The 22679-nt window shown below is 66.1% G+C and carries 19 protein-coding genes; 5 read left to right on the forward strand and 14 right to left on the reverse strand.

All coding sequences use genetic code 11. The features are described 5' to 3' along the window. The first annotated feature begins 31 nt into the window (after positions 1–31). Positions 32–1873 (forward strand): DNA mismatch repair endonuclease MutL, encoded by a 1842-nt coding sequence (gene mutL, locus BSQ44_RS18965; RefSeq protein WP_072606689.1) that lies wholly within the window; start codon positions 32–34, stop codon positions 1871–1873. Between the two features lie 198 nt (positions 1874–2071). Continuing rightward, complete coding sequence (locus tag BSQ44_RS18970) at positions 2072–2299, forward strand: DUF2093 domain-containing protein (protein ID WP_072606690.1); 228 nt, start codon at positions 2072–2074, stop codon at positions 2297–2299. A 6-nt stretch (positions 2300–2305) separates the two neighbouring features. Here the strand turns inward: BSQ44_RS18970 and BSQ44_RS18975 are convergent, their stop codons facing one another. From BSQ44_RS18975 to BSQ44_RS19005, 7 genes are all read right to left on the reverse strand, one after another. Continuing rightward, complete coding sequence (locus BSQ44_RS18975; RefSeq protein ID WP_072606691.1) at positions 2306–2611, reverse strand: PilZ domain-containing protein; 306 nt, start codon at positions 2609–2611, stop codon at positions 2306–2308. A 242-nt stretch (positions 2612–2853) separates the two neighbouring features. Then, positions 2854–3894, reverse strand: coding sequence for a tetraacyldisaccharide 4'-kinase (gene lpxK / locus BSQ44_RS18980; protein ID WP_072606692.1), 1041 nt, complete (start codon positions 3892–3894; stop codon positions 2854–2856). Between the two features lie 3 nt (positions 3895–3897). Then, positions 3898–5220: a lipid IV(A) 3-deoxy-D-manno-octulosonic acid transferase gene (gene waaA, locus BSQ44_RS18985; RefSeq protein ID WP_072606693.1), complete on the reverse strand. Its 1323-nt coding sequence runs from the start codon at positions 5218–5220 to the stop codon at positions 3898–3900. Next, positions 5217–6011 (reverse strand): lysophospholipid acyltransferase family protein, encoded by a 795-nt coding sequence (locus tag BSQ44_RS18990; protein ID WP_072606694.1) that lies wholly within the window; start codon positions 6009–6011, stop codon positions 5217–5219. The genes waaA and BSQ44_RS18990 overlap by 4 nt, the downstream gene beginning before the upstream one ends. Continuing rightward, the gene (locus tag BSQ44_RS18995) at positions 6008–6274 is read right to left on the reverse strand and encodes a DUF4170 domain-containing protein (RefSeq protein ID WP_072606695.1); all 267 of its coding nucleotides are present in this window, start codon (positions 6272–6274) and stop codon (positions 6008–6010) included. Before BSQ44_RS18995 ends, BSQ44_RS18990 begins: the two co-directional genes overlap by 4 nt. 40 nt (positions 6275–6314) lie before the next feature. Then, positions 6315–7148, reverse strand: a complete 834-nt coding sequence (locus BSQ44_RS19000) for a 3'(2'),5'-bisphosphate nucleotidase CysQ (RefSeq protein WP_072606696.1) — start codon at positions 7146–7148, stop codon at positions 6315–6317. Continuing rightward, entirely contained in the window at positions 7135–8472 is a 1338-nt protein-coding gene (locus BSQ44_RS19005; RefSeq protein ID WP_072606697.1) for a TldD/PmbA family protein, read from the reverse strand. The genes BSQ44_RS19000 and BSQ44_RS19005 overlap by 14 nt, the downstream gene beginning before the upstream one ends. Positions 8473–8632: 160 nt before the next feature. Between BSQ44_RS19005 and BSQ44_RS19010 the strand changes: the two genes are divergently transcribed. After that, the gene (locus BSQ44_RS19010; protein WP_072606698.1) at positions 8633–10432 is read left to right on the forward strand and encodes a monovalent cation:proton antiporter-2 (CPA2) family protein; all 1800 of its coding nucleotides are present in this window, start codon (positions 8633–8635) and stop codon (positions 10430–10432) included. 118 nt (positions 10433–10550) lie between these two features. Next, entirely contained in the window at positions 10551–11978 is a 1428-nt protein-coding gene (locus tag BSQ44_RS19015; protein WP_072606699.1) for an MATE family efflux transporter, read from the forward strand. A gap of 6 nt (positions 11979–11984) precedes the next feature. On the opposite strand, the gene BSQ44_RS19020 is transcribed toward BSQ44_RS19015, so the two are convergent. The 5 genes from BSQ44_RS19020 to BSQ44_RS19040 form a co-directional block, all read right to left on the reverse strand. Then, positions 11985–12869: a patatin-like phospholipase family protein gene (locus tag BSQ44_RS19020; protein ID WP_072606700.1), complete on the reverse strand. Its 885-nt coding sequence runs from the start codon at positions 12867–12869 to the stop codon at positions 11985–11987. Position 12870: 1 nt separating this feature from the next. Beyond that, entirely contained in the window at positions 12871–14193 is a 1323-nt protein-coding gene (locus BSQ44_RS19025; RefSeq protein WP_235633266.1) for a M16 family metallopeptidase, read from the reverse strand. A 41-nt stretch (positions 14194–14234) separates the two neighbouring features. Continuing rightward, positions 14235–15611 carry a M16 family metallopeptidase gene (locus tag BSQ44_RS19030; RefSeq protein ID WP_072608158.1) on the reverse strand — a complete coding sequence of 459 codons (1377 nt, stop codon included), beginning with the start codon at positions 15609–15611 and terminating at the stop codon, positions 14235–14237. A 150-nt stretch (positions 15612–15761) separates the two neighbouring features. Then, entirely contained in the window at positions 15762–16316 is a 555-nt protein-coding gene (gene rsmD / locus BSQ44_RS19035; RefSeq protein WP_072606701.1) for a 16S rRNA (guanine(966)-N(2))-methyltransferase RsmD, read from the reverse strand. Positions 16317–16319: 3 nt separating this feature from the next. After that, a complete protein-coding gene (locus tag BSQ44_RS19040) occupies positions 16320–18242 on the reverse strand; it encodes a pseudouridine synthase (RefSeq protein WP_072606702.1) in 1923 nt (640 codons plus the stop codon). Positions 18243–18318: 76 nt separating this feature from the next. Here BSQ44_RS19040 and BSQ44_RS19045 point away from each other — a divergent pair, with 76 nt between their 5' ends. After that, complete coding sequence (locus BSQ44_RS19045) at positions 18319–18774, forward strand: nucleoside deaminase (protein ID WP_072606703.1); 456 nt, start codon at positions 18319–18321, stop codon at positions 18772–18774. Positions 18775–18778: 4 nt separating this feature from the next. Here BSQ44_RS19045 and BSQ44_RS19050 read toward each other — a convergent pair whose 3' ends face one another. Then, positions 18779–19645: a hypothetical protein gene (locus tag BSQ44_RS19050; RefSeq protein WP_235633268.1), complete on the reverse strand. Its 867-nt coding sequence runs from the start codon at positions 19643–19645 to the stop codon at positions 18779–18781. After that, positions 19632–22628 carry an isoleucine--tRNA ligase gene (ileS, locus tag BSQ44_RS19055; RefSeq protein WP_072606705.1) on the reverse strand — a complete coding sequence of 999 codons (2997 nt, stop codon included), beginning with the start codon at positions 22626–22628 and terminating at the stop codon, positions 19632–19634. The genes BSQ44_RS19050 and ileS overlap by 14 nt, the downstream gene beginning before the upstream one ends. Positions 22629–22679: the final 51 nt, after the last annotated feature.

The raw sequence follows: 22679 nt of genomic DNA on the forward strand, positions 1-22679 counted from the left end.
GGCGGCGGTCGAATCCGGCTAGACTCGGCGGATGACCATTCGTCAGCTTTCCGAGACCGTCATCAACCAGATCGCCGCGGGCGAAGTGATCGAGCGCCCGGCAAGCGTGGTGAAGGAACTGGTCGAGAATGCGCTGGACGCGGGCGCGACGCGCGTCGAGATCGTGACGGCCGGCGGCGGGCTGAACCTCATCCGCGTGGTCGACGACGGATCGGGCATAGCCGCGTCCGACCTGCCGCTCGCCGTCGCGCGCCACTGCACTTCCAAGCTCTCGGACGACATTCACGACATCCGCTCGCTCGGCTTCCGCGGCGAGGCGCTGCCATCCATCGGTTCGGTGGCGCGGCTCACGATCCGCTCGCGCACCGCCGACGCGACCGAAGCGATGGAGATAGTCGTGGAGGGCGGCCGGATCGCCGGCCCCCGTCCCGCCGCCGCCAATGCCGGCACGCAGGTAGAGGTGCGCGATCTCTTCTTCGCCACGCCCGCGCGGCTCAAGTTCATGAAAGGCGAACGGGCGGAAAGCACGGCGATCTCGGACGTGGTCAAGCGCATCGCCGTTGCCTTCCCGACCGTGCGCTTCACGTTGACAGGGGCCGACCGCACGCGGCTCGAGCTTGCCGCCGAAGCCGACGACGAAGTTGGGCGCCTGCACCGCCTGGCCAAGGTTCTCGGCGACGAGTTCCCGAAGAACGCGCTGGCGATCGATGCAATGCGCGAGGGCGTGCGGCTGACGGGGCAGGTCTCCATCCCCTCCTTCACCCGCGCGAACGCCCTGCAGCAGTACGCCTACGTCAATGGCCGTCCTGTACGCGACCGGCAGATCGCCGCCGCGATTCGCGCCGCCTATGCCGACGTCCTGCCGCGCGACCGGCATGCGCTCGCGGCCCTGTTCTTCTCGCTCGATCCGGCGCTGGTCGACGTCAATGTCCACCCGGCCAAGGCCGACGTGCGTTTCCGCGATCCGGGCCTCGTGCGCGGCCTGGTGATCGGTTCGATCCGGCAGGCGCTGGCAAATGCGGGGATGCGTCCCGCCACGTCCGGTACGGCGGGCATGCTCGCGGCCTTCCGGACCGGCGGTACACCGGCGGGCCGTGACGGTACAGAGACTTTCCACCGCAGTTTCGACACCAGTCGGTTCTGGCCCTCCGGCTCCTACGACATCGCGCGGTCTCCGAGCCGTCCGCTGGCCAACGGCTTTGGTGAAACCAGGCAAGCCGTCTTCGAACATGCGACCTTGCCGAGCGCCGATGCGCGGGCCGACGTCATCGACGCGCCGGAGGAACTGCGCCGCACCCCGCTGGGCGCTGCGCGGGCCCAGGTGCACGAGAACTACATCGTCGCCCAGACCGAGGATTCGCTCGTCATCGTCGACCAGCATGCGGCCCACGAACGCCTGGTCTACGAGGCATTGAAAGAGGCGATCCACTCGCGGCCCCTCCCCGCCCAGATGCTGCTGCTGCCGGAGATCGTCGACCTGCCGGAGGAGGATGCGGAGCGCCTTGCCTCGCACGCGGAGACGCTTGCCCGCTTCGGGCTTGGGCTGGAGCGGTTCGGACCGGGCGCGGTGGCGGTGCGCGAGACACCGGCCATGCTCGGCGAGACGAACGTCCAGGCACTCGTGCGCGACCTCGCCGACGAGATCGCCGAGACTGACACCGCCGAGACGCTGAAGCGGCGGCTCGACCAGATCGCCGCGACGATGGCCTGCCATGGGTCGGTACGCTCCGGCCGGCGGCTGCGGCCGGAGGAGATGAACGCGCTCCTGCGGGAGATGGAAGCGACGCCCGGCTCGGGCACCTGCAATCACGGCCGTCCGACCTACATCGAGTTGAAACTTGCCGACATCGAGCGACTGTTCGGCAGGAGATAGCCGGATAATCGGAGTTCGCATGGTCGTCGCCGCGCCATTGCCGCCTCTGGCGGCTTGACCGTCCGGGAGAATTGTGGCGCTTAAGGCGTGATCCACGGGAGGCGGAAGCCGGCTCCCGGAAGATCGCTATCCCGGAAGCGTTGGGCGGATGAGGATTCGGGAGCGGATCGGCTGCCCAAGACGGAAGAAAGCATGGCAATGAACCGTTTCGAAGGCCCCGGCGCGAAGGAAGCGCGCATACGCTACCTGGACGGCGACTTTCAGGTCGCCAGCCCCGGCTCCTTCGTGCGCTGCGCCGTGACCGGCGAATCCATACCGCTCGACGAACTGAAGTATTGGAGCGTGGCGCGGCAGGAAGCCTATGTCAGCGCGACCGTCTCGCTCGCGCGCGAGATCGAGAGCAATCCCGCCATGCGGAAGCGCTGACCGCCCTTACATCACCGGCCCCAGGTGCTTCCGGAAATGCTCGAACTTCGCGGTCGTGTTCGTCGACTCGTCGAACCTGATGCCGAAGCGACCCGGGCTCCTCCACCGTACCTCGCCGGTCACGAGACCGAGTTCCTCGCATTCCACCCTGACGTCGTCGCCCGACCATACGTCGGCGACCTGTTCGGTAGAAACGCGCATCCCGCCCTGCGATATGTCCAGAACGAAGCCGTCGTAGTCGCGGCCACGAACCTGCACCCGCACCCTGATGCACGTGCGATAACGCTCGAACCGCCGGTTTTCGAAGAACATATGAGCCACCTCGAATCTACGTGTCGATGTGGTTCAGAAACAGCTAAATTAGACGTGTGTCCCCCCTTCGGCCGGGTCGGGGACAGCGGGGGTTAACGATCCAACAGAATTTTGGATAGGATTGCGAGCGAGTAGCCGCACTGCATGGCAGAATCCGGTGCCGTTCCGTTGTCCGCGAATCTTGCCTTCGAGCGTTCTGGTATGACGCCTACGCCGGGGTCGGAAGCTTTGTCTCGCAGGTCTCAGGTGGTGCGGGAAACGCCGTGCTGGCGGCGCGCGAAAGCGTCGAGCGTGTGGTCGATGATCTTTACCGGCACGCGCGGATCGTCGAAGGCAAGGTCGATCTCCAAGACGAACGTACGTTTCGCTAATGCCTTCGCAGCGGGCGATCCGCCGCGTAGCCGAACGGCGTCCTTGGCCGTCGTCACCAGTTGAAGCCCGCCCGTGTCCGCTTCACTTTCGAGTTCGGCGATGTCGGTCTCGGAAAAGGAATGATGGTCGGCGAAACCGCGCGTCGCGACGAGATCGCCGCCGCTACGCCTGAGTGTCTCGAAGAACTTGTCCGGATCGCCTATGCCGGCGAAAGCGAACAGCCGCTTGCCTGAAAGACGATCCTGCCCGCGCGGCTTGATCGAGGCACCGTAGACGGAGCGGCCGGCGCGCGCCGCCTGGCGTACCACCGCCCCGGCGCCGTCACCCTCGCCGATCGCCAGCACCGCGTTGGCGAATCGCAGCTGGCTCAGCAACGGCGCGCGCATCGGTCCGGCGGGGATGCTGAAGCCGTTGCCGAGGCCGCGCCGCGCGTCGACCACGAGGAGCGCGTAGTCGAACTGCAGCCGTGCGCTCTGGAAGCCGTCATCCATCAGCAGGAAATCGCAGCCGGCGTTCATCAGCAGGCGGGCACCCGCGGCGCGGTCGGGCGTTACCGCCACCGGTGCATGCGCGGCAAGCAGTATCGGCTCGTCGCCGACATGACGGGCGCTGTCGTGCCCGGGATCGACGATGTGCGGCCGCGACAGGCTGCCGCCATAGCCGCGCGACAGGATGCCGGGGTGGCGCCCGGCCTTGCGCGCGGCGTCCGTCAGCGTGATGACGGCCGGTGTCTTGCCTGCGCCGCCGACGGTGAAATTGCCGACGCACAGGACCGGCACTGGCAGCTTGTGGCGTCGCGCCGAGATCATCCTGCGTGCCGCGACCAGTCCATAGACGCCCGACACCGGCGACAGCGCCATTGCACGCCAGTCCGGCTCTTCCCACCAGAACGGAGGCGCTTCCCCGGTCATGGCCTATCGGTTCTTTCTTCCGCCGTCTTCGAGACGCGCCTTGACGATCAGCGGATAGATGTATGGTTCCAGCGCCTTGAGGGTGGCCGGCAGCGCACCGCGCATCTCGTTCACGGTCTCGACGCCGGCATGCATCATCTGGCGCCGTTTGGCCTCGTTGCCGAGCAGGAAGTTGACCGCGCCCGCCAACATGTCGCGATCGCCCACGAGCCTCGCTCCGCCACGCTCGATCAGCTTCTGGTAGGAATCCCGGAAATTCTGGACGTTGCGGCCCGACAGGACCGCCGTTTCCAGCATCGCCGGTTCGAGAGGGTTCTGCCCGCCTTCGGAGGTCATCGAACGCCCGACGAAGGCGATTTCTGTGAGCCGGAGATACAGCCCCATTTCGCCGATCGTGTCCCCCAGGAGGATGTCGGTGTCGGACGTGACCCGGTCGCCGAGACTGCGGCGGACCGTCTTCAGCCCCCTGGCGAAGAACGAGGCCGCAAGCGCGTCGGCGCGATCGGGATGCCGCGGAACGATGATGGTAAGGAGTTCCGGATGACGCTTCTTGACCAGTTCGTGCACGTCAGCCGCGATCACCTCCTCGCCCTGGTGCGTCGAGATCGCGGCCCATACCGGACGGCCGCCGATCTCGGACCGCATGCGTCGCAGGGCGTCCTCCTCCACGACGGGCGGGTCGGTATCCACCTTTAGGTTGCCCGACACCGAGACCGGCCGGGCGCCCAGAGCTCGGAATCGCTCGCCGTCGAGTTCCGACTGCGCCACGACGTGGGAAAGGTTTTCGAACAGCGCTTCGGCGATGAAAGAACGCTTCTTCCAGGCGGCGAAGGACCGGTCAGAGAGCCTGCCGTTCACCAGCACCTGGGGCACCCGCCGGGTGCCGAGTTCCAGGATGGTCATCGGCCAGATCTCGGATTCGGCGATGATCGCCAGATCGGGCTTCCAGTGGTCGAGAAAGCGGCTCACCGCGGGCTTCAGGTCGAGCGGCACGTACTGGTGCAGGACCTTGTCGCCGAACCGCTCACGCACGAGGTGCGCCGAGGTCACCGTTCCCGTGGTGAATACGACGTTGATGCCGAAGCCGGCGATGCGACGCACCAGCGGGATGACCGCGTTCGATTCCCCGACGCTCGCGGCATGCACCCACACGACCGGTCCGGGCGGCCGCGCGACCTTGGAGATGCCGTAGCGTTCGCGCCGCCGCGTCCGCTCTTCCTTGCCCTTGGTGGTGCGCCAGGCGATGTAACCGCCGACCAGCGGATAGGCGGCCGCACCTGCGAGGCGGTACGCCGTGAGCATGGCTCGCGCCCATCGTTCGCTCATGGCTTGCTGTCGACCAGCCTGTAGGCCTTCTCGGTCGCGGCATTCAGGCTCGCCGTCACCTCGCGTCGCTTCTGCTCCAATTCCTCGTCGGTGGCGTTCGCCGGCACGTGGACCGGTTCTCCCGCGACCATCGCCTTCCAGCCGAACGGCAGGTTGAGGGTCGTCTTGTCCCACGTCTTCTCGAGAACCTTGCGGCGGCTGGTGGCGAGCGCGAGCGGCACGATCGGGCGCCCCGAGAAACGCGCCAACATCACCACGCCCAATCCAGCCTCGCGCGGTGTTCCGTGCGGGATGTCGGCGATCATGGCGACCGACGATCCCGAATCGATGGCCTTCTTCAGCGCGATGAGCGCGCGCGCTCCGCCCTTTTCGCGGCTGCGCGAGGCATCGCGTCCGCCGGAACCGCGGATGATGGTGAAGCCGAACCGCTCGGCGACGCGCGCATTGAGTTCGGCGTCGCGGCTGCGCGAGAACAGCGCCGACATCCTGAGCCGGCGCGGCTTCAGGCATGGTGCCAGGACATGCTGGCCGTGCCAGAACACGGCTATGCCCGGCGTGTGTTTCTCGTAGATTTGGTTGATGTCGTCGGAGTCAGGGTGTCTGCGGTTGGTCCAGAAGACGAAGCGCACGCCGAGCGCCAGCGCCCAGGCGATGACGTCGGCCGCGAATCGCGATTCGGCGAGCGGCGCGCGGATGGACCGCCAGATGGTCTTGGAAAGCCTTGGTCTGGCTTTCGGCTTCGCCACTCCGCCCATGTCGGGAGCGGAGGCGATGGGGCGTCCGTCGGTCATCGAGCCTTGCCCGACGAGAGGCTGGCTCCCGCGGCTTCCGGATCGAGAAGCCTGTGCAGGTGAACGATGAAGTAGCGCATGTGGGCGTTGTCCACCGTTTCCTGCGCTTTGGTGCGCCAGGCGGCTTCGGCCGTCTTGTAGTCCGGATAGATCCCGACGATGTCGACCTCGTCGAGATTGCGGAACTGGGTCCCCGTCAGGGAGGTCAGTTCGCCACCGAACACCAGATGCAGGAGCTGCTTGTCGTCAGCTTTTTCTGTCATTCTTTTTCCCGCACGTAGGAAGTTGAAAAACCGGAACTGATTAGATCATTCCCGGGGCGTTGGAAACCGGCCTCCCGTCTCGCGACGCGAGCGCCTCCAGTATCTCCGAAAGCAGGGGATCGCTACCGGCGACCAGCATGTCGTGTTTCACCTCGGCACCCGCATAGGTCAGGTTGCGGCCGAACTCATCGACGACCCTACCGCCGGCCTGCCGCAGGATGAGATCGGCGGCGGCGAGATCCCAATCATGAGAATTGGGCTTCACGAGGGCGGCATCGAGGCTGCCGCGCGCCAGGAGCGCGATCCGGTAGGCCAGAGAGGGTATGTAGGACGTAGTGGCGACCCGGTCACGCAAACCGTCCGGCAGCATGTTGAAGATGCTCTTGGGTCCGCCGACCTCGGGCCTTTCGAGGCTCTCGCGCACCGAAATGGTGCTCCCGTTCTGGTACGCGGGGCCCGTCTGCGCGGCCCAGTAGATTTCCTCCAGGGCCGGGCAGTCGAGCACGCCGGCGATCGGCACTCCATCCTCCACGACGGCGATGCTGACGCACCACGTCTTGCGGCGATCGAGAAAGGCGCGCGTTCCATCGATGGGATCCACCACGAAGGTCCGCTTCGCTCCAAGCCTTTCAGGGGAGTCGGCGGTCTCCTCGGAGAGCCAGCCGTAGCCGGGCCTCGCGCTCGTCAGTTCCTCGCGCAGGAAGCGGTCTACCGCGTAGTCCGCCTCGCTGACCGGCGAGCTGCCCTCCTTCATCCATACCTCGGGGGCCTTGCAGAAGAAGGTCATGGCGATGCGCGCGGCTTCGCTCGCCGCCTCGCGAATCAGGTCCAGGTCGGCGGAGGCGGTCGGCGTTTCGGCGTTACTCTCCTGCAAGTGTCATCCCTTCGACGAGGAGCGTCGGCGCGGCCGTCCCGAACTGCCGGTCGATGTCGTTGGCTGGAACCATGTTCTGGAACATGTCCTTGAGGTTCGACGCGATCGTCACCTCCGAGACGGGATAGGCCAGTTCGCCATCCTCGATCCAGAAGCCAGAGGCGCCGCGGCTGTACTCGCCGGTCACCATGTTGACGCCCTGCCCGAACACTTCAGTGACATAGAAACCGCGTTTGAGCGAACGGATCATGTCGTCGGGAGAGGCGGTTCCCGGTTCGATCGCGAGGTTCGTGGAAGACGGATTGACGGACGAGCCCGACCGCGAACTACGCCCGTTGGTTTCCAGGCCGAGTTCACGCGCGACCGATGTCGACAGGAACCAGTGCCTCAGCACCCCCTCCTCGACCATGGTCAGCGTCTCGCCGCCGACACCCTCTCCGTCGAAAGGCTTCGAGGCGGGGCCGCGCGGCCGGCGCGGATCGTCGGTGACGGTGATGCCGCTCGACGCGACCTTCTTGCCCATCATGTCGCGCAGGAAGCTCGTCTTGCGCGCGACCGAAGCCCCGTTGATCGCTCCTGCAAGATGCCCAGCGATGCCGCGCGCAACGCGCGGATCGTAGATCACGCTGACCGGGCCGCTCTTGACCTTGCGGGCGCCGAGACGCTTCACGACCCGCTCGCCGGCCCTGCGGCCGATCTCCCGCGGCGAATCGAGTTCGTCGAAGTAGAGGCGGGACGAGAAGTCGTAGTCCCGCTCCATGCCGGTCCCCTCGCCCGCGATGACGCTGACGGAGCGCGAGAAACGCGACGCGACGTAGCGTCCGAGAAAGCCTGCGGACGTGGCCAGCACCAGCCCGCCGATGCCGGCGTTCGCTCCTGCGCCGCTGGAATTGGTGACGCCCTTCACCGCGAGCGCCGCCTCCTCGGCCGCGAGCGCATCCTCTCGCAGACGCTCCGCCGCGACTTCCGTCGGGTCGAACAGCTCGAGGTCGGGAACGTCCTTCACAAGCCGGCTTTCGTCGGCGAGACCCTGGAAGGGATCCTCGGGCGAGACCTTCGCCATCGCGACGGCGCGTTCGGCCAGCATGTCGACGTCCGCGTCGATCGTGGCCGAAACACTCGCGACGCGCTTGCCGATGAAGACGCGCAACGCGATGCTGTCTCCCTCCGAGGCTTCCGTCGATTCGACCTTACCGAGGCGCGCGGTGACGCTGGTCGAGCGGCCGAGCACGGCGACCGCGTCGGATGCGTCGGCTCCGGCCCGTTTGGCCGCCTCGACGAGCGAAGCCACGACATCGTTGAGTTTGTCTGTGTTCAAGGACATGCAATAGTTCCGGTTGGCTCGCACGGAGGCGAGCGCTGCTCCCGATGGAAGGGGCTTATCGTTACCGGACCATCTATGGCTCCGGTCGGTTATGTGCAATGGCCGTCGGGCGGCATTCTCGCCGTACCCGATGGGGCCGAGGCTTTGCGGGGAAACGCCGATGGCTGCCGAAGCGAGCGAATTCACGGAAGTGCTCCTGCTCCTCGGTGCAGTCGCCGTCGCCGCGCCGGCATTCAAGAGCATCGGCCTCGCCACGGTGCTGGGCTACCTCGCCGCGGGAATTGCAATCGGCCCCGTCGCGACCTTGATAACCGGCAGCGAGGAACTGTTGGATTTCGGCGAGATCGGGGTCGTCCTCCTTCTCTTCGTCATAGGGCTGGAGCTCAAACCGTCGCGCCTGTGGTCGATGCGCCGCGACATTTTCGGCCTCGGCGCCGCACAGGTCGTCCTCACCGGCGCGGTGTTGACCGCTCTCGCCCTGACCCTCACCAACCTGGAATGGCAGGTCGCGACGATCATCGGCTTCACGCTGGCGCTTTCGTCCACCGCCTTCGCCCTGCAATTGCTGGAGGAAAGCGGCGACCGAAACCGCCGTTACGGCCAGACCTCGTTTTCGATCCTGCTGTTCCAGGATCTGGCGATCGTGCCGTTGCTCGCGCTGGTGCCGCTGCTTTCGCCCGGCGCGGAGAATGCCGAGCCCGGGGGCCTGGACGACCTCGTGATCGCTCTGGCAAGCATCGCCGCACTGCTGGTGGCGGGACGATACCTGCTCAACCCCCTCTTCCGGATCATCGCCAACACAGGCGCACGCGAGGCCATGATCGCGGCCGCACTCTTCGTCGTGCTGGGCGCGGCGGCCTTGATGCAGCACGCCGGACTGTCGATGGCCATGGGCGCCTTCATCGCGGGCGTCATGCTTGCCGAATCATCCTATCGTCACGAACTGGAATCCTCGATCGAGCCTTTCCGCGGCGTCCTGCTCGCCGTGTTCTTTATGGCGGTGGGACTTTCGCTCGAGCTCGGGATCATCCTCGAAAACTGGCTAACCATCGTCATCGCGGTTCCGCTGATCATGCTGGTGAAGGCGCTGGTCACATACGCGCTCTGCCGCCTCTTCGGCTCGACGCATGTGGACGCCGTGCGGGTCGGGCTGCTGCTTCCGCAGGGCGGCGAGTTCGGGTTCGTGATCTTTTCGGCGGCGGTGGCCGAATTCATCTTTCCGCAGTCGCTGGCCTCGCTGCTGATCGCGATCATCACCGTATCGATGGCCGCCACTCCGCTTACGATCGGGCTCGCACGGTACCTGATCCGGGAAGAGGAAGACGAGACGATCGACGAGAATTTCGAGGGCGCCGGCTCCGACGTGCTGATGATCGGCTTTTCCCGCTTTGGACAGATCGCCTCGCAGATCCTGCTGTCGGGCGGCGCGCGCGTGACCATCATCGACCACTCCGCCAATCGGGTACGCGTGGTCGAGAAGTTCGGCTTCCGCATCTACTACGGCGACGGCCGCCGCAAGGACGTGCTGGAGGCCGCCGGCATACGGCAGGCGCGCATCGTCGCCGTCTGCACCCACGGGCGCGAGGCGACGGACAAGATCGTCGACCTGATCCAGCGCGAATTCCCGCATGTGCGGCTGTTCGTGCGATCCTACGACCGCAACCACACGCTCTCCCTGCGCGCCCGCGACGTGGAGTACGAGATCAGGGAGACCTTCGAATCCGGCCTGATGTTCGGCCGCGTGACGCTCGAAGCGATGGGCATCGAGGGGATCGTCCTCGACGAAATCGTCGACGACGTGCGGCGTCGCGACGAGGAACGCCTCTCGATACAGGTCGCCGAGGCGAGCGGCCGGGAGCGACTGTCGACGCCCGAACCTCTCGTCAAGCCCCGGCGCGAGAGCCGCCGGCTGGACAAGGTCGCGGACCTTCCGGACGGTCTGGACGAACCGCGCAATTAGTGCGGCCCCCGGCCGAACTTCGGGCTCGTATCCGTGACGGCCTGCCCTATGAGTAACCGGAGGGCACTGCGCGAAGCCCGGCGAACGAACGGGTGATCGGGTGACTTCGGAAGAACAGATGGCAACATCGCCCCTGTCGGGCGCCCAGGCCAAATTCACGACCGGCTCGACCCTGCGTCACGTCGTGGTGATGACGGCGACGGGGTCGATCGGCCTCATCGCCATCTTCATCGTGGATGCGCTGAATCTCTTCTACATCTCCCTTCTCGGCGTGCAGGAACTCGCCGCCGCGATCGGCTTCGCAACCACGATCATGTTCTTCACCGTCTCGGTGGCGATCGGCCTGACCATTGCGACCTCGGCCGTCGTGTCGCGCGCGCTCGGGCGGGGCAGCCGGACCGACGCGGCAGCACTCGGCGGCGCATCGATCCTCTTCATGGGTCTTGCGATCGGCCTGATTACCGCCTGTGTATGGCCTTTCCTCAACCCTTTGCTCGCCCTGCTCGGCGCCACGGGGGAGACACTGACGCTCGCGACGCGCTTCCTGCAGATCGTGCTGCCGTCGGCGCCGCTCGTGGCGGTCGGAATGGGAACGACCGGCATCCTGCGCGGCGCCGGCGACGCGCGGCGTGCCATGTACGTGACGCTGGGCAGCGGGCTGGCGGCAGCCATTCTCGACCCGCTCCTCATCTTCGGACTCGACCTCGGGCTTGACGGAGCCGCGATCTCGACGGTCATGTCGCGCATGGTGATGGCCGCCATCGGGTTGCACGGCGTGCTGAGGGTTCACCGGCTTCTCGCGATGCCGGACTTCCGGCGTCTCTCGACCGTGGCCCGGCCCTATTTCGCAATCGGGATCCCGGCGGTGCTGACGCAACTCGCGACGCCGGTCGGCAATGCCTATGTGACGGCAGAGATGGCGCCCTTCGGCGACGACGCGGTGGCCGGCTGGGCCATCATCGGCCGGATCGTACCGGTCGCTTTCGGCGCGATCTTCGCGCTCTCGGGAGCCGTCGGTCCGATCCTCGGCCAGAACTTCGGTGCAAGGCGCTACAACCGGCTGCTGGCCGTGATGCGCGACAGCCTCATCGTCACCATGGTCTACGTCCTGACGGCCTGGCTGCTCCTCGCGATGTTTCGCCACCAGTTGGCGACGCTGTTCGGCGCGACGTCGGAGGCACGCGAACTCATCGTCTTCTTCTGCCTGTTCGCCGCCGGCAGCTTCCTGTTCAACGGCGCGCTCTTCGTCTCAAACGCCGCGTTCAACAATCTCGGCTATCCCGGCTACTCGACGGTCTTCAACTGGGGCCGCGCCACGCTGGGCACCGTTCCTTTCGTCTGGCTGGGCGCCAGCCTCTATGGCGCGGTCGGGGTGGTGGGCGGCTGGGCGCTGGGCGCGGTGGTCTTCGGGATCGCCTCGGCGATCGTTTGCTTCCGCGTCGTCGCCCGCATCGGCTCGCAGCCGCCGTCCGGACCGTCGCTCCCCGTTCCGCCTCCGTCAGCGAACTCCCCGTTCACCACCGGCAAGGCGGCAACTGCGGGGTAGCGTGGATCAGGCGAGTTCAAGCTTCTCGTGCGCCAGGACCGCCGCCTCTATCGCGCGCTTCAGGTCGTCTTTGATGGGCGCGGTGTGCACCATGACCGCTTCCATCTTCATGAAGTCGAGCACGCGAAAGCGCGAGATCGGGGGACGCAGAAAGATGGTGGGCCGGCAGGTCTTCAGCTGCAACGCAATGATGGACTGCATCATGAGCTGGCTCGACCCGAACACCAGATCCAGCGTGTTCAACGTCCGCTTGCCGTGTGGGGTCGGCACCCCGACGACGTCTATGCCGATCGTGATGTCGGCCAGTCCCTCTATCAGGTCGAACGGTACGGGATTGTAGATGCCGCCGTCGATCAAGATGCGCCCGTCGCGGCGGACCGGACGAAAGACAGCGGGGATGGCGGCGGAGGCCGCCAGCGCCGACAAGAGGTCGCCTTCCTGGAAGACGACCTGCTCGTGACGAAAGAAATCCGTGGCCGTGACCTGGAGCGGGATTTCGAGTTCCTCGAAATTCGACGGGATCTGGGCCGGCAGGAACGCGCCAAGGATGCGCTCGACGTTGAACTGCGTGACGCGCAACCCCCCGTCCATGAACTCGGCAAAAGTGCCGGGACGTGCCCGCCACATCCTCGCGGCGACCTCGGCACGCCGGCTGAGCACGGAGTGGGCATAGTGGTGGACGTCGCGGCCCGTCATGCCGGCGGCCATGCCCGCGCCCATGATCGCGCCGATGGAGGATCCGGCGATCGCGACAGGGCGGATGCCGAGTTCGTCGAGCGCTTCGATGACATGGATGTGGGCGAGGCCGCGTGCGCCGCCACCGCCGAAGGCGACGGCGAAGGTCGGATCGCTCCGTCGGCTCTCGCCGGAGGGCACCTGCCCGTCCATCATGTCATCCCTTGTCGAAGGATACCGTCGGTCCGACGATCATGATGGCAGGCTCGGCCGACAGCAAGCGTTTCGCGACGGCTTTCACATCTTCCAGCGTCACCGCCTCGATCAGGTCGCCACGGCGGTCGATATAGTCGATACCGAGATCCTCGATCTGCAACTGAACCAGCGTGCGGGCGATCGCGCTGGAGGTGTCGAGATTGTTGATCGCATAGGCGCCGACGACGTAGTCCTTGGCGTCGCGCAGTTCCTGCTCGGTCGGCCCTTCCTCGGCCATCCGCTTGATGACGTCGCGGATGACACCGAGCGTCTCCTCGGCGCGGTCGGCACGGGTGGACGTACCGATCATCAGTGCCGACGAGTAGTCGCGGTTCACCAGCGAGGAGCCGATACCGTAGGCCAGCCCGCGCTTCTCGCGCACCTCGTCGAAGAGGCGCGAGGAGAAGGTGCCGCCCCCAAGGATGTGGTTCATCAGGTAGGCTGCGAAGAACTGCGGGTCGTCACGTTCGATCCCGGGATAGGCGAGCCGCAGCGTCGCCTGCGGGATCTCAAAGGGAAGCGAGATCTGCTGGTCGAGCTTCGGCTCGACCCTCTGGACATCACCGACGTCGGGCGCTTCGGGCAGCGATCCGAAGACCCTGTCGAGTTCCGCCTTCAGCGTCTGCGCGTCGATCGCGCCGACGACGCTCACCACGAGGTTGTCACGCGCGAAAAGGTCCCTGTGCAGCTCTCGGAGATCGTCGCGCGTGATCGTCGCCAGGGTCTCGGGCGTGCCCTCGTCCTGGCGCGCGTAGGGATGGTCTCCGTAGATCGCGTTGGCCCAGGCAATGGACGCTTCCGTCTCCGGATCGTTCGCACGCGCCTGGATGCCCGCCACCATCTGGGCGCGGATGCGGGCCAGGGGTTCCGCGTCGAAGCGCGGCTGATTGACGGCGAGTTCGAGCAGTCGGAAGGCTTCGGCGCGGTCCTCGGCGAGCATGCGCATGGATCCGTAGAAGGCGTCGGGTCCGGCGTCGAACGACATTTCGGCGCCGCTCTGGTCCAGTTCTTCTTGGAATTCAGTACGGCCGAGATCTCCCGCGCCCTCGTCGAAGAGGCCGCTCATCAGTTGCGCCAAGCCTTCCTTGCCGACGGGATCCTGCGTGCTGCCGCCTTCGAAGGCGAAGCGGATCGAGATGATGGGAACGGTGTAGTCCTCCACCAGCCAGGCGGTGATGCCCTTGTCGCTGGTGACCTGCTGGATGTCGACGGCCGCCTGCGCCGGCGCAACCGCGGGCAGGAAGGCAAGGCCGAAGCCGATGACGGAGGCGAAGATTGCTTTCATTGGTCTTTCCATGATGCAGCCGGGCCGGAGGGGCGTCGCGTTCAAGAGCGTTCTCCCTCGGCCGGCAGCAGATACCCGGTCACCGACCGGCTCTGGTCGAGATAGCGGCGCGCGACGTCCTGCACCTGTTCGGTGGTGACGGCCTCGATGCGGTCGGGCCATTCCTCGATGTCCTTGATCGTTCCGCCCGTCGTCAGCGTGGAACCGTAGATGCGGGCCATGCCGCTCTGGCTGTCGCGTGCGAAGATCAGGCTGCGCACGTAACGCTTCTTGGCCTGCTCGAGTTCGTCCGGGGTCACCCCATCGGCCACGATCCGCGCGATTTCGGCGTCCATGGCCTTCTCGACATCGTCGATCGTCGCCGCGCCGCGTGGCGATGCGTAGACCTGGAACGCCGTCGCATCGAGCGCATCGGACTGGTAGTAGGCGCCGACGCCAGATGCGATGCCTTCTTTCACGACCAGTGCCTCGTATGCCCGGCTGCGCGGCCCGCCGCCGAGTATCTCCGACAGGAGGTCGAGCGCTTCTGCCTCGCCGGGCTCGGCGGTGGTGTAGGAGGGCACGACCCAGGCCTTGCGGACGCTGGGCACGCTCACGCGCGGATCGGGCATGGAGACCGTGCGCCTGGTGTTCTGCTCCGGCTCGGTCGGGCGCACGCGCGGCGGAAGCTCGGGACCGCGCGGCACCTTGCCGTATGTGGCCTCGCCCAGCCGCTTCACGTTTTCGGCATCGACGTCGCCCGCGACGATCAGAACGGCATTGTTGGGGGCATAGTAGCGCTGGTAGAAGTCGATCGCATCCTCGCGGTTCAGCTTCTCGATCTCGTGCATCCAGCCGATGACCGGAATTCGGTAGGGATGGTTCTGGTAGAGCGTCGCGTCCATCTCCTCGCCGAGCAGCGCGCCCGGCTCGCTCTCGACGCGAGAGCCCCGCTCTTCGAGGATGACGTTACGCTCCGGCCCGATCACGTCGTCGGTCAGGATGAGGTTATGCATCCGGTCCGCTTCATACGACATCATGGTCTCGAGCGCGTCCGGCGAGACCTGCTGGAAGTAGGCGGTGTAATCGTTGGACGTGAAGGCGTTCTCCTGGCCGCCGATCTCCGAGACGCGGCGCGAGAACTCGCCCGGCGCATGGTTCTTCGTGCCCTTGAACATAAGATGTTCGAAGAAATGCGCGATGCCCGACTTGCCCGGTGCCTCGTCGGCGCTGCCGACCTTGTACCACAGCATGTGGGTGACGACCGGCGAGCGGTGGTCGGGGATCACGACGACCTGCAGGCCGTTGTCGAGGAAGAAGCTCGATATCTCGGCGTCGCTTTTCTTCTGCTCGGTCTCGGCCGCGGCTGGAGTCTGCGCCGCGACGGTCGCCACGGTGAATGGCAGCGGCGACAGGCCCACGGCGAGCGCAACCAGCATCGGCGACAGAAGGGTCTTGCCGGGAACGCCGCTTCGAATCGATTTCATTCAGGCACCTCGAATTTCGCAGTGGCGCGGAAAGTGGTGGTTTCTCGAAGCGATGTGAAGCATCCGGAGCATGAAATCTCCGTAATGCAGCGCCGCCGCGCGCTATTCCGCTTCGATGAACCGGATGATCGTGTCGCCATAATGACGCTCGTCGAGAATGGCGAAGCCCTCTCCGGGCACGAAGGGCGCGGAGGCCACTTCCTCGACGACGCAGAGTGCGGCTGGCTTGAGCCAGCCGCCGTCCCTTGCCGACGCCAACGCCTTCTCGCCGAGGGCCTTGCCATAGGGCGGATCGGCGAAGAGCAGATCGAAGGGCATGATCGTGCCGACGCTGCCAAGGCTGGTGGCGTCGCGGCGGAAGATCTTTGTCCGGCCCTGCAGCCCGAACGCCTCGACGTTCGTGCGTATCAATCCCCTGCCCTCCGCCGATTCTTCCGCGAACAGGCAGTGGATCGCGCCGCGTGAGAGCGCCTCCAGACCGAGCGCGCCCGTGCCGGCGAAGAGATCGAGCACCCGCGCTCCTTCGATGCGGTTCTCGAAGCGGTGCGCCAGCACGTTGAAGACAGCCTCCCGCGTCCGGTCCGTGGTCGGGCGGATTGCATCGCTGCGCGGCGCGGCGAGCGTGCGGCCGCGAAACTCGCCCCCCACGATCCGCATGGGCTATTCGCCTCTTCGCGGCTTGCGCGGCCCGGAGCGGCCGGCGCCTGGCCCGCCATCGCCCTTCGGACGATCCGAGCGGAAGCGACCGCCTTCGCCGCGTCCGCCGGTCGCGGGCTTGCGATCGTCACGCTTCGCCTGTCCGCGAGACGGACGGCTTTCGCCCTCGGGGGCACCCTCCTCTTCGGCGCCCTTCTTCTTGCCCTGCGGCCGCGCGCCCGGAGCCATCCAGACGTTCGAGGCCCTGTCACGCGGCGGCTGGAACTTCTTCTCCTCGCCCTCGCGCTTGTCGCCGCCCGCGCGCTTCTTGTCGCGGAACGGCGGCTTCGACGTCTGCAGGCGCCCGAGCGCGTCCTCGCGACGGTGTTCGCGATCGCGCTTACGGTTCTTGACGAGGCCGCCCTCGCCGGGTTCCTGGAAACCGCCGCCGCCACGCTGCCCTTCCGGCCTGCCCTCGCCGCGAACCGCCGGTCCAGCCGTGGGCTTGTTGGAGAAAGGCTTGACGATCGGGGCATCAAAATTGGCGCCCGCCTCCTCGATCAACCGCTCGCCGAGCTGCTCGCGCAGCATGCGGCCCTTGAGTTCCTGCACCGCGCCCTCGGGCAGTTCGCCGAGCTGGAACGGGCCGTAGGAGACGCGGATCAGCCGCGTCACCTCGAGCCCGAGAGCGGCGAGGATGTTCTTGACCTCGCGGTTCTTGCCTTCGCGCAATCCGAGCGTCAGCCAGGCATTGGACCCCTGCTCACGGTCGAGGGTCGCCTCGACGGAACCGTAGAAGACGCCGTCCACTGCGATCCCTTCTCGGAGCGACGCGAGTTGCGCTTCGTCGACGGCACCGTGGACCCGGACGCGATACCGCCGCAGCCAGCCGGTGGCGGGCAGTTCCAGTATCCGCGACAGCCCGCCATCATTGGTGAGCAGCAACAGGCCTTCCGTGTTGATGTCGAGCCGCCCGACGGTCATCAGCCGGGGGAGTTCCGCAGGAAGGACGTCGAAGACCGTGCGGCGCCCTTGCGGATCGCGGTTGGTCGTGACCAGCCCGGCCGGCTTGTGAAACAGGAAGAGCCGCGTCCGCTCGATCGCGGGGATCGGCTGGCCGTCGATCGTGATCGTGTCGCTGGCGGTAACGTTGATGGCGGGACTGGTCAGCACCTTGCCATTCAGCTTTATTCGCCCGTCCTGGATGAGAGCCTCGGCGTCTCGCCGCGACGCGACGCCGGCTCGCGCCAGCCGCTTCGCGATGCGCTCGCCTTCTTCCGGCGCCGCGACGTCCTGGCGGACGTCATCGCGCGGCGGCCTCTTCGCGCTACTGTCCGCTCGCGCTCCCGCGGGCCTGTCCTTGCCGGCCGGCTTGTCCCTGAACGGACGTTTTTCGCCAAAGCCCGGCTTGCCGGCACCTGCGCGGCGATCTCCCCCTCCCGGTGCTCGATCGTCGCGACGCTTGAAGTCCGGCCGCGGACCCTCCTCGCGCCTGGCGCCGAAGCCAGCGCGATCCCCGCGCGCGCCACCTTCACCGCGAAAGGGCTTCCGGTCGCCAGCGCCAGCGCCATCCTCACGGCGCGGCCGGAAGTTCCGTTCGCCGCCCGCTTCCACTTTCCGTTCGCCGGCAGGTTTACCTTCGCCGAAAGGTTTGCGCCCTTTCCTGTCGGTGCGGGGTGGCCCAGAGCGCCGCTGGGGACGGGCGTCGCCCTCACCCGCCTCGGCCGGCCGGCGCGGCTTGTAGGGCTTCTTCGCGCCGTCGTCGCTCTTGCGCGCGCGGAAATCGCCGCCTTCACTGCGTGCAGCCGGCCTTGCGCCCGGCTTGCCGGGTTTCTTGCCGCCGAAGGATTTCCCGGCTCCCTTTCGGGGGCCTTCTCCGGCACCCCGGAATCCGCCTTTTTTCGCGCCGGTTTCATCCCTGCGCTTCTTGTCCTCGTCGTCGTCCATGTGGTCTTTGCCTTTCCGCGCGGCTAACTATCAGCACAGTTTGCCCGGCGCGAGTGGAATATCGGAGTTTGGATCGGTGAACCGCCCTGATTTCATGGGAAAGGCGCTGGCGGAAGCACGTCTTGCCGCCTCGCGCGGGGAAGTACCCGTCGGCGCGGTGATAGTCGTCGACGGCAGCATCGTCGCCCGCGACGGAAACCGCACCCGAGAACGCGCCGATCCGACCGCGCATGCCGAAATTCTGGTGATCCGCGAAGCCTGCCGGATTCTCGGCTCCGAGCGGATCGGCGCCGCGGATCTCTACGTGACGCTGGAGCCCTGCGCCATGTGCGCGGCGGCGATCTCTTTCGCCCGTATCAGGCGTCTCTATTTTGCCGCCGGAGACCCCAAGGGCGGTGGCGTGATCCATGGCGGACGGTTCTTTTCCGCACCGACCTGTCATCACGCGCCGGAAGTTTATTCGGGCTTCAGCGAAACCGAAGCCGCTGCGCTTCTGAAGGATTTCTTCCGCGACAGGCGCCGGGAGGGGTGAGCCCTCACCCCCAGGGAATGAGGTTCCTTAGGCTCCAGCTCTTCTTGCTGTCCACCTCGCGGCGCTTTTCCTTGCGCCATTCGTCCTCGCCGATGTCGCCGGCCGGAGCTGTGGCTGCAGGCTGACGATAATCGAGCGGCGGTTCGCTGAGATAGCGGCGCGAGGTCGGGCTGCCCTGGGTGTTGGCGGCCAGCCGGCGGTTGAATTCCTTGCGCTGGTCGCCGCCCGAACCCTCCAGGAGGGTGTTTCCGTTCGCACCCAGATCGTCGCCGCGCGTGCGGCGGAACGTGCGCCTCGGTGCTGCCCGCGCCACCTCGTCGTAGACTTCCGGCTGGAAGTTCACGTCGTCGCGGTTGATCGTCGCTTCGGCACGCACGCGAGCACGTCTCTGCTCGGGCGATTCGGGCCAGGCCGGGTTCGAGGCGGTGTTGATGCTGTCCTGCGGCGGCGGCAGCTGCGCGGTCGAGACCGGCTTCACCAGTTCGGGACGCGGCTTGTATTCGATCGGCGCCTCGTTCTTCGGCGAGATCGTCAGCACGCCGGTGACATCTTCCAGAAGCTGCACGTCCGCCGGCTTGTCGGTGCCATAGGTCGGCGAGCCCATGCAAGCCGACAGCGATGCCACGACGGCAGCCAGCGCGACGGATTTCGCCGCGTTTCCGCTCAATGCGCTAATAACGCCAGATATCATGCCGATGTTTGCCTTTCCCGACGGCCGTTCCACCCCTGCCGTCCAAGTCGCCGACTGTCTATCGCAGAATCCGGCAACAAGATGACGCATGCGCGTTAACGGCTTGTAAAGCAACCTGCCGTCCCCGGCAATTGCGCCGCAGCCCGTGGCCGCGGCGCGGTTTGTCTCACAGGCGGCCAAGCGCCTGCAACTCCTTGAGCGCCACCGCGTCGCGTGCGGAAACGTCTGGATAGTCCGGATCGGACCCGACATCGTCCGTGTAGCGCCACGAGCGCGCGCACTTCTTTCGCCCCAAGGAAACCGCCGGTCGGAAGACAACTGCGATATGATCTGTGCCAGCCTCGTCGCGGAAATAGCTTGCTGGGTCGGCATCGGCAATTTCTGGTTGGTCCATGCCCAAAGTCGAGAGGCCCGACCTGACTACCGCACCAGAAGTGATGAAAACCTCATCGGCATCCATACTCTTGAGTAAATCGCCAGTGTCGCGGCCCACATAGACGATCGGCGCGGCCTCGAGCGAGGAGCCGATGGTCTTCTTGGCTCGCTCCAGTTCCAGCGCTCCGGTGACGACGCGGCGTACCTGCCTGATCTTGCGCCACTTTTCGGCGAGCGCCTCGTCGCGCCATTCGGCTGGAACTGCTGGGAACTGCTCCAGATGCACCGAGACTGCATCCTTGTGGCGGTCGAGCCAGGCCTCCTCCATGGTGAAGGGCAGCATGGGCGCCAGCCACGTGACCACGCAGTCGAACAGGTGCCGCACGACCACGATCGATGCCTTGCGGCGCAGGCTCGACGGCGCGTCGCAGTAGAGCGCATCCTTGCGAATATCGAAGTAGAAGGCCGACAGGTCGACGATCATGAAGTCGGTCAGCGACTTGGCGATCCGTTTGAAGTCGAAGGCGTCGTAGCTCTTGCGCACCATCTGGTCGAGTTCCGACAGCCGGTGCAGCATCAGCCGCTCCAGTTCCGGCATGTCGGCGAGCGCTACCTCCTCGCCCTCGTCGTGCCCGAGCGTGCCGAGCATCCAGCGGATGGTGTTGCGCATCTTGCGGTAGGCGTCGACGTTGGTCTGGATGATCGACTTGCCGAGCCGCTGGTCCTCCCAGTAGTCGGTCGTCATGACCCACAGACGCAGGATGTCGGCACCGGACTGCTTCATGATGTCCTGCGGGAATACCTGGTTGCCGAGCGACTTCGACATCTTGCGTCCGTCCTCGGCCATGGTGAAGCCATGGGTGATCACGGCATCGTATGGCGCACGGCCGCGCGTGCCGCAGCTTTCGAGCAACGAGGAATGGAACCAGCCGCGATGCTGGTCGGAGCCTTCGAGATAGACGTCCGCCGGCCATTTGAGGTCCGGCCGATCCTCCAGCGTGAAGGTGTGGGTCGAGCCCGAATCGAACCAGACGTCGAGGATGTCCTTGACCATGGCCCACGGCTCGTTGGCGCGCGATCCGAGGAAGCGCTCGCGCGCGCCTTCCGCGAACCAGGCGTCGGCGCCTTCGGCCTCGAAGGCGTCCATGATGCGGGCATTGACCGCCTCGTCCTTCAGCACGTTGCCGTCCTCGTCGACGAAGACGCAGATCGGCACGCCCCATGCCCTTTGGCGCGAAAGCACCCAGTCAGGCCGCTCCTCGATCATGGCCCTAAGCCGCGTCTGCCCGGCGGCGGGCACGAAGCGCGTCGCGTCAATGGCGGCGAGAGCGCGGGTCCTCAGCGTCGTGCCATCGTTCAGGTCCTTGTCCATATGGACGAACCACTGCGGCGTGTTGCGGAAGATCACCGGCTTCTTCGACCGCCAGGAGTGCGGATAGGAGTGCTTCAGCCGGCCCCGCGCGAAAAGCATGTTGCGCTCGATCAGCGCGTCGATGACCGCCTTGTTGGCGTCGCCCTTCTTGCCGTTGTCGTCGATGACACGCGCCGCTCCTCCCTCGCGGTCCGGCCCGAAGCCCGGCGCGTCCTTGGTGAAGAAGCCGGCGTCGTCGACGGTAAAGGGGATCGCCGTATCGATGCCGCGCGCGCGGAGGTCCTTGGCGGCGTCCGTCCACGCGTCGAAATCCTCGCGGCCGTGGCCGGGCGCGGTGTGCACGAAGCCTGTGCCGGCGTCGTCGGTGACATGGTCGCCCGGAAGCATAGGGACTGGGAACTCGTAGCCGCCGCCGAGGCCCTTCAGAGGATGGGAAAGAACAAACCCAGACAGCTCTGCATCGGAAACTGACGCAATCTTACGGAGAGCTAGCTTCGCCTTCGCAAACGATTCTTCCGCCAATGCATCGGCGAAGATAAGCTTCTCTCCGGGCTGCGGGCCGAAATCGTTCTCCGCAGCGGTGACCTCATAGAGACCATAGGCGATACGGGGCGCGAAGGCGACGGCGCGGTTGCCGGGGATCGTCCACGGAGTGGTGGTCCAGATGACGACTGCTGCCCCACTAAGGTCGGACATCTTCTGTTTGGCGGCATCCGGAGTATCTGACGTGCCATATCCGACCACCGGAAACTTCACCCAGACCGTATCACTCTCATAGTCGTGGTACTCGACCTCCGCCTCGGCCAGCGCGGTGCGTTCCACCACGCTCCACATCACCGGTTTGGAGCCGCGGTAGAGCTGGTCGCTCATGGCGAACTTCAGGAGTTCGCCCGCGATCCGCGCCTCGGCGTGGAAGGCCATGGTCGTGTAGGGATTGTCGAAGTCCCCCTCGATGCCCAGCCGCTTGAATTCGTCCGACTGCACAGTGATCCAGTGCTGCGCGAACTCGCGGCATTCCTTGCGGAACTCGTTGACCGGCACCTGGTCTTTGTCGAGCCCCTTGGCGCGGTACTGCTCCTCGATCTTCCACTCGATTGGCAGGCCATGGCAATCCCAGCCCGGCACGTAGTTGGAATCGTAGCCGCGCATCTGGAAAGATCGCGTGATGACGTCCTTCAGGATCTTGTTCAGCGCATGCCCAATGTGGATGTTTCCGTTGGCATAGGGCGGTCCGTCATGCAGCACGTAGAGCGGCCGGCCCTTGGCGTCCTCGCGCAGGCGCTTGTAGAGGTCGAGTTCCTGCCAGCGTGCCACGATCTGCGGCTCCTTGTCGGGCAACCCGGCGCGCATGGGGAAGTCGGTCTTGGGCAGATAGAGCGTCTTGGAATAGTCGAGCTTTTCAGCTGTATCGGTCATGGTTCGCCATCTCGTGGGCCGCAGGCGCGAAGCGTTCGCCGGGCCTGTGTC

Source organism: Aquibium oceanicum, from assembly GCF_001889605.1.
Classification (GTDB): Bacteria; Pseudomonadota; Alphaproteobacteria; order Rhizobiales; family Rhizobiaceae; genus Aquibium; species Aquibium oceanicum.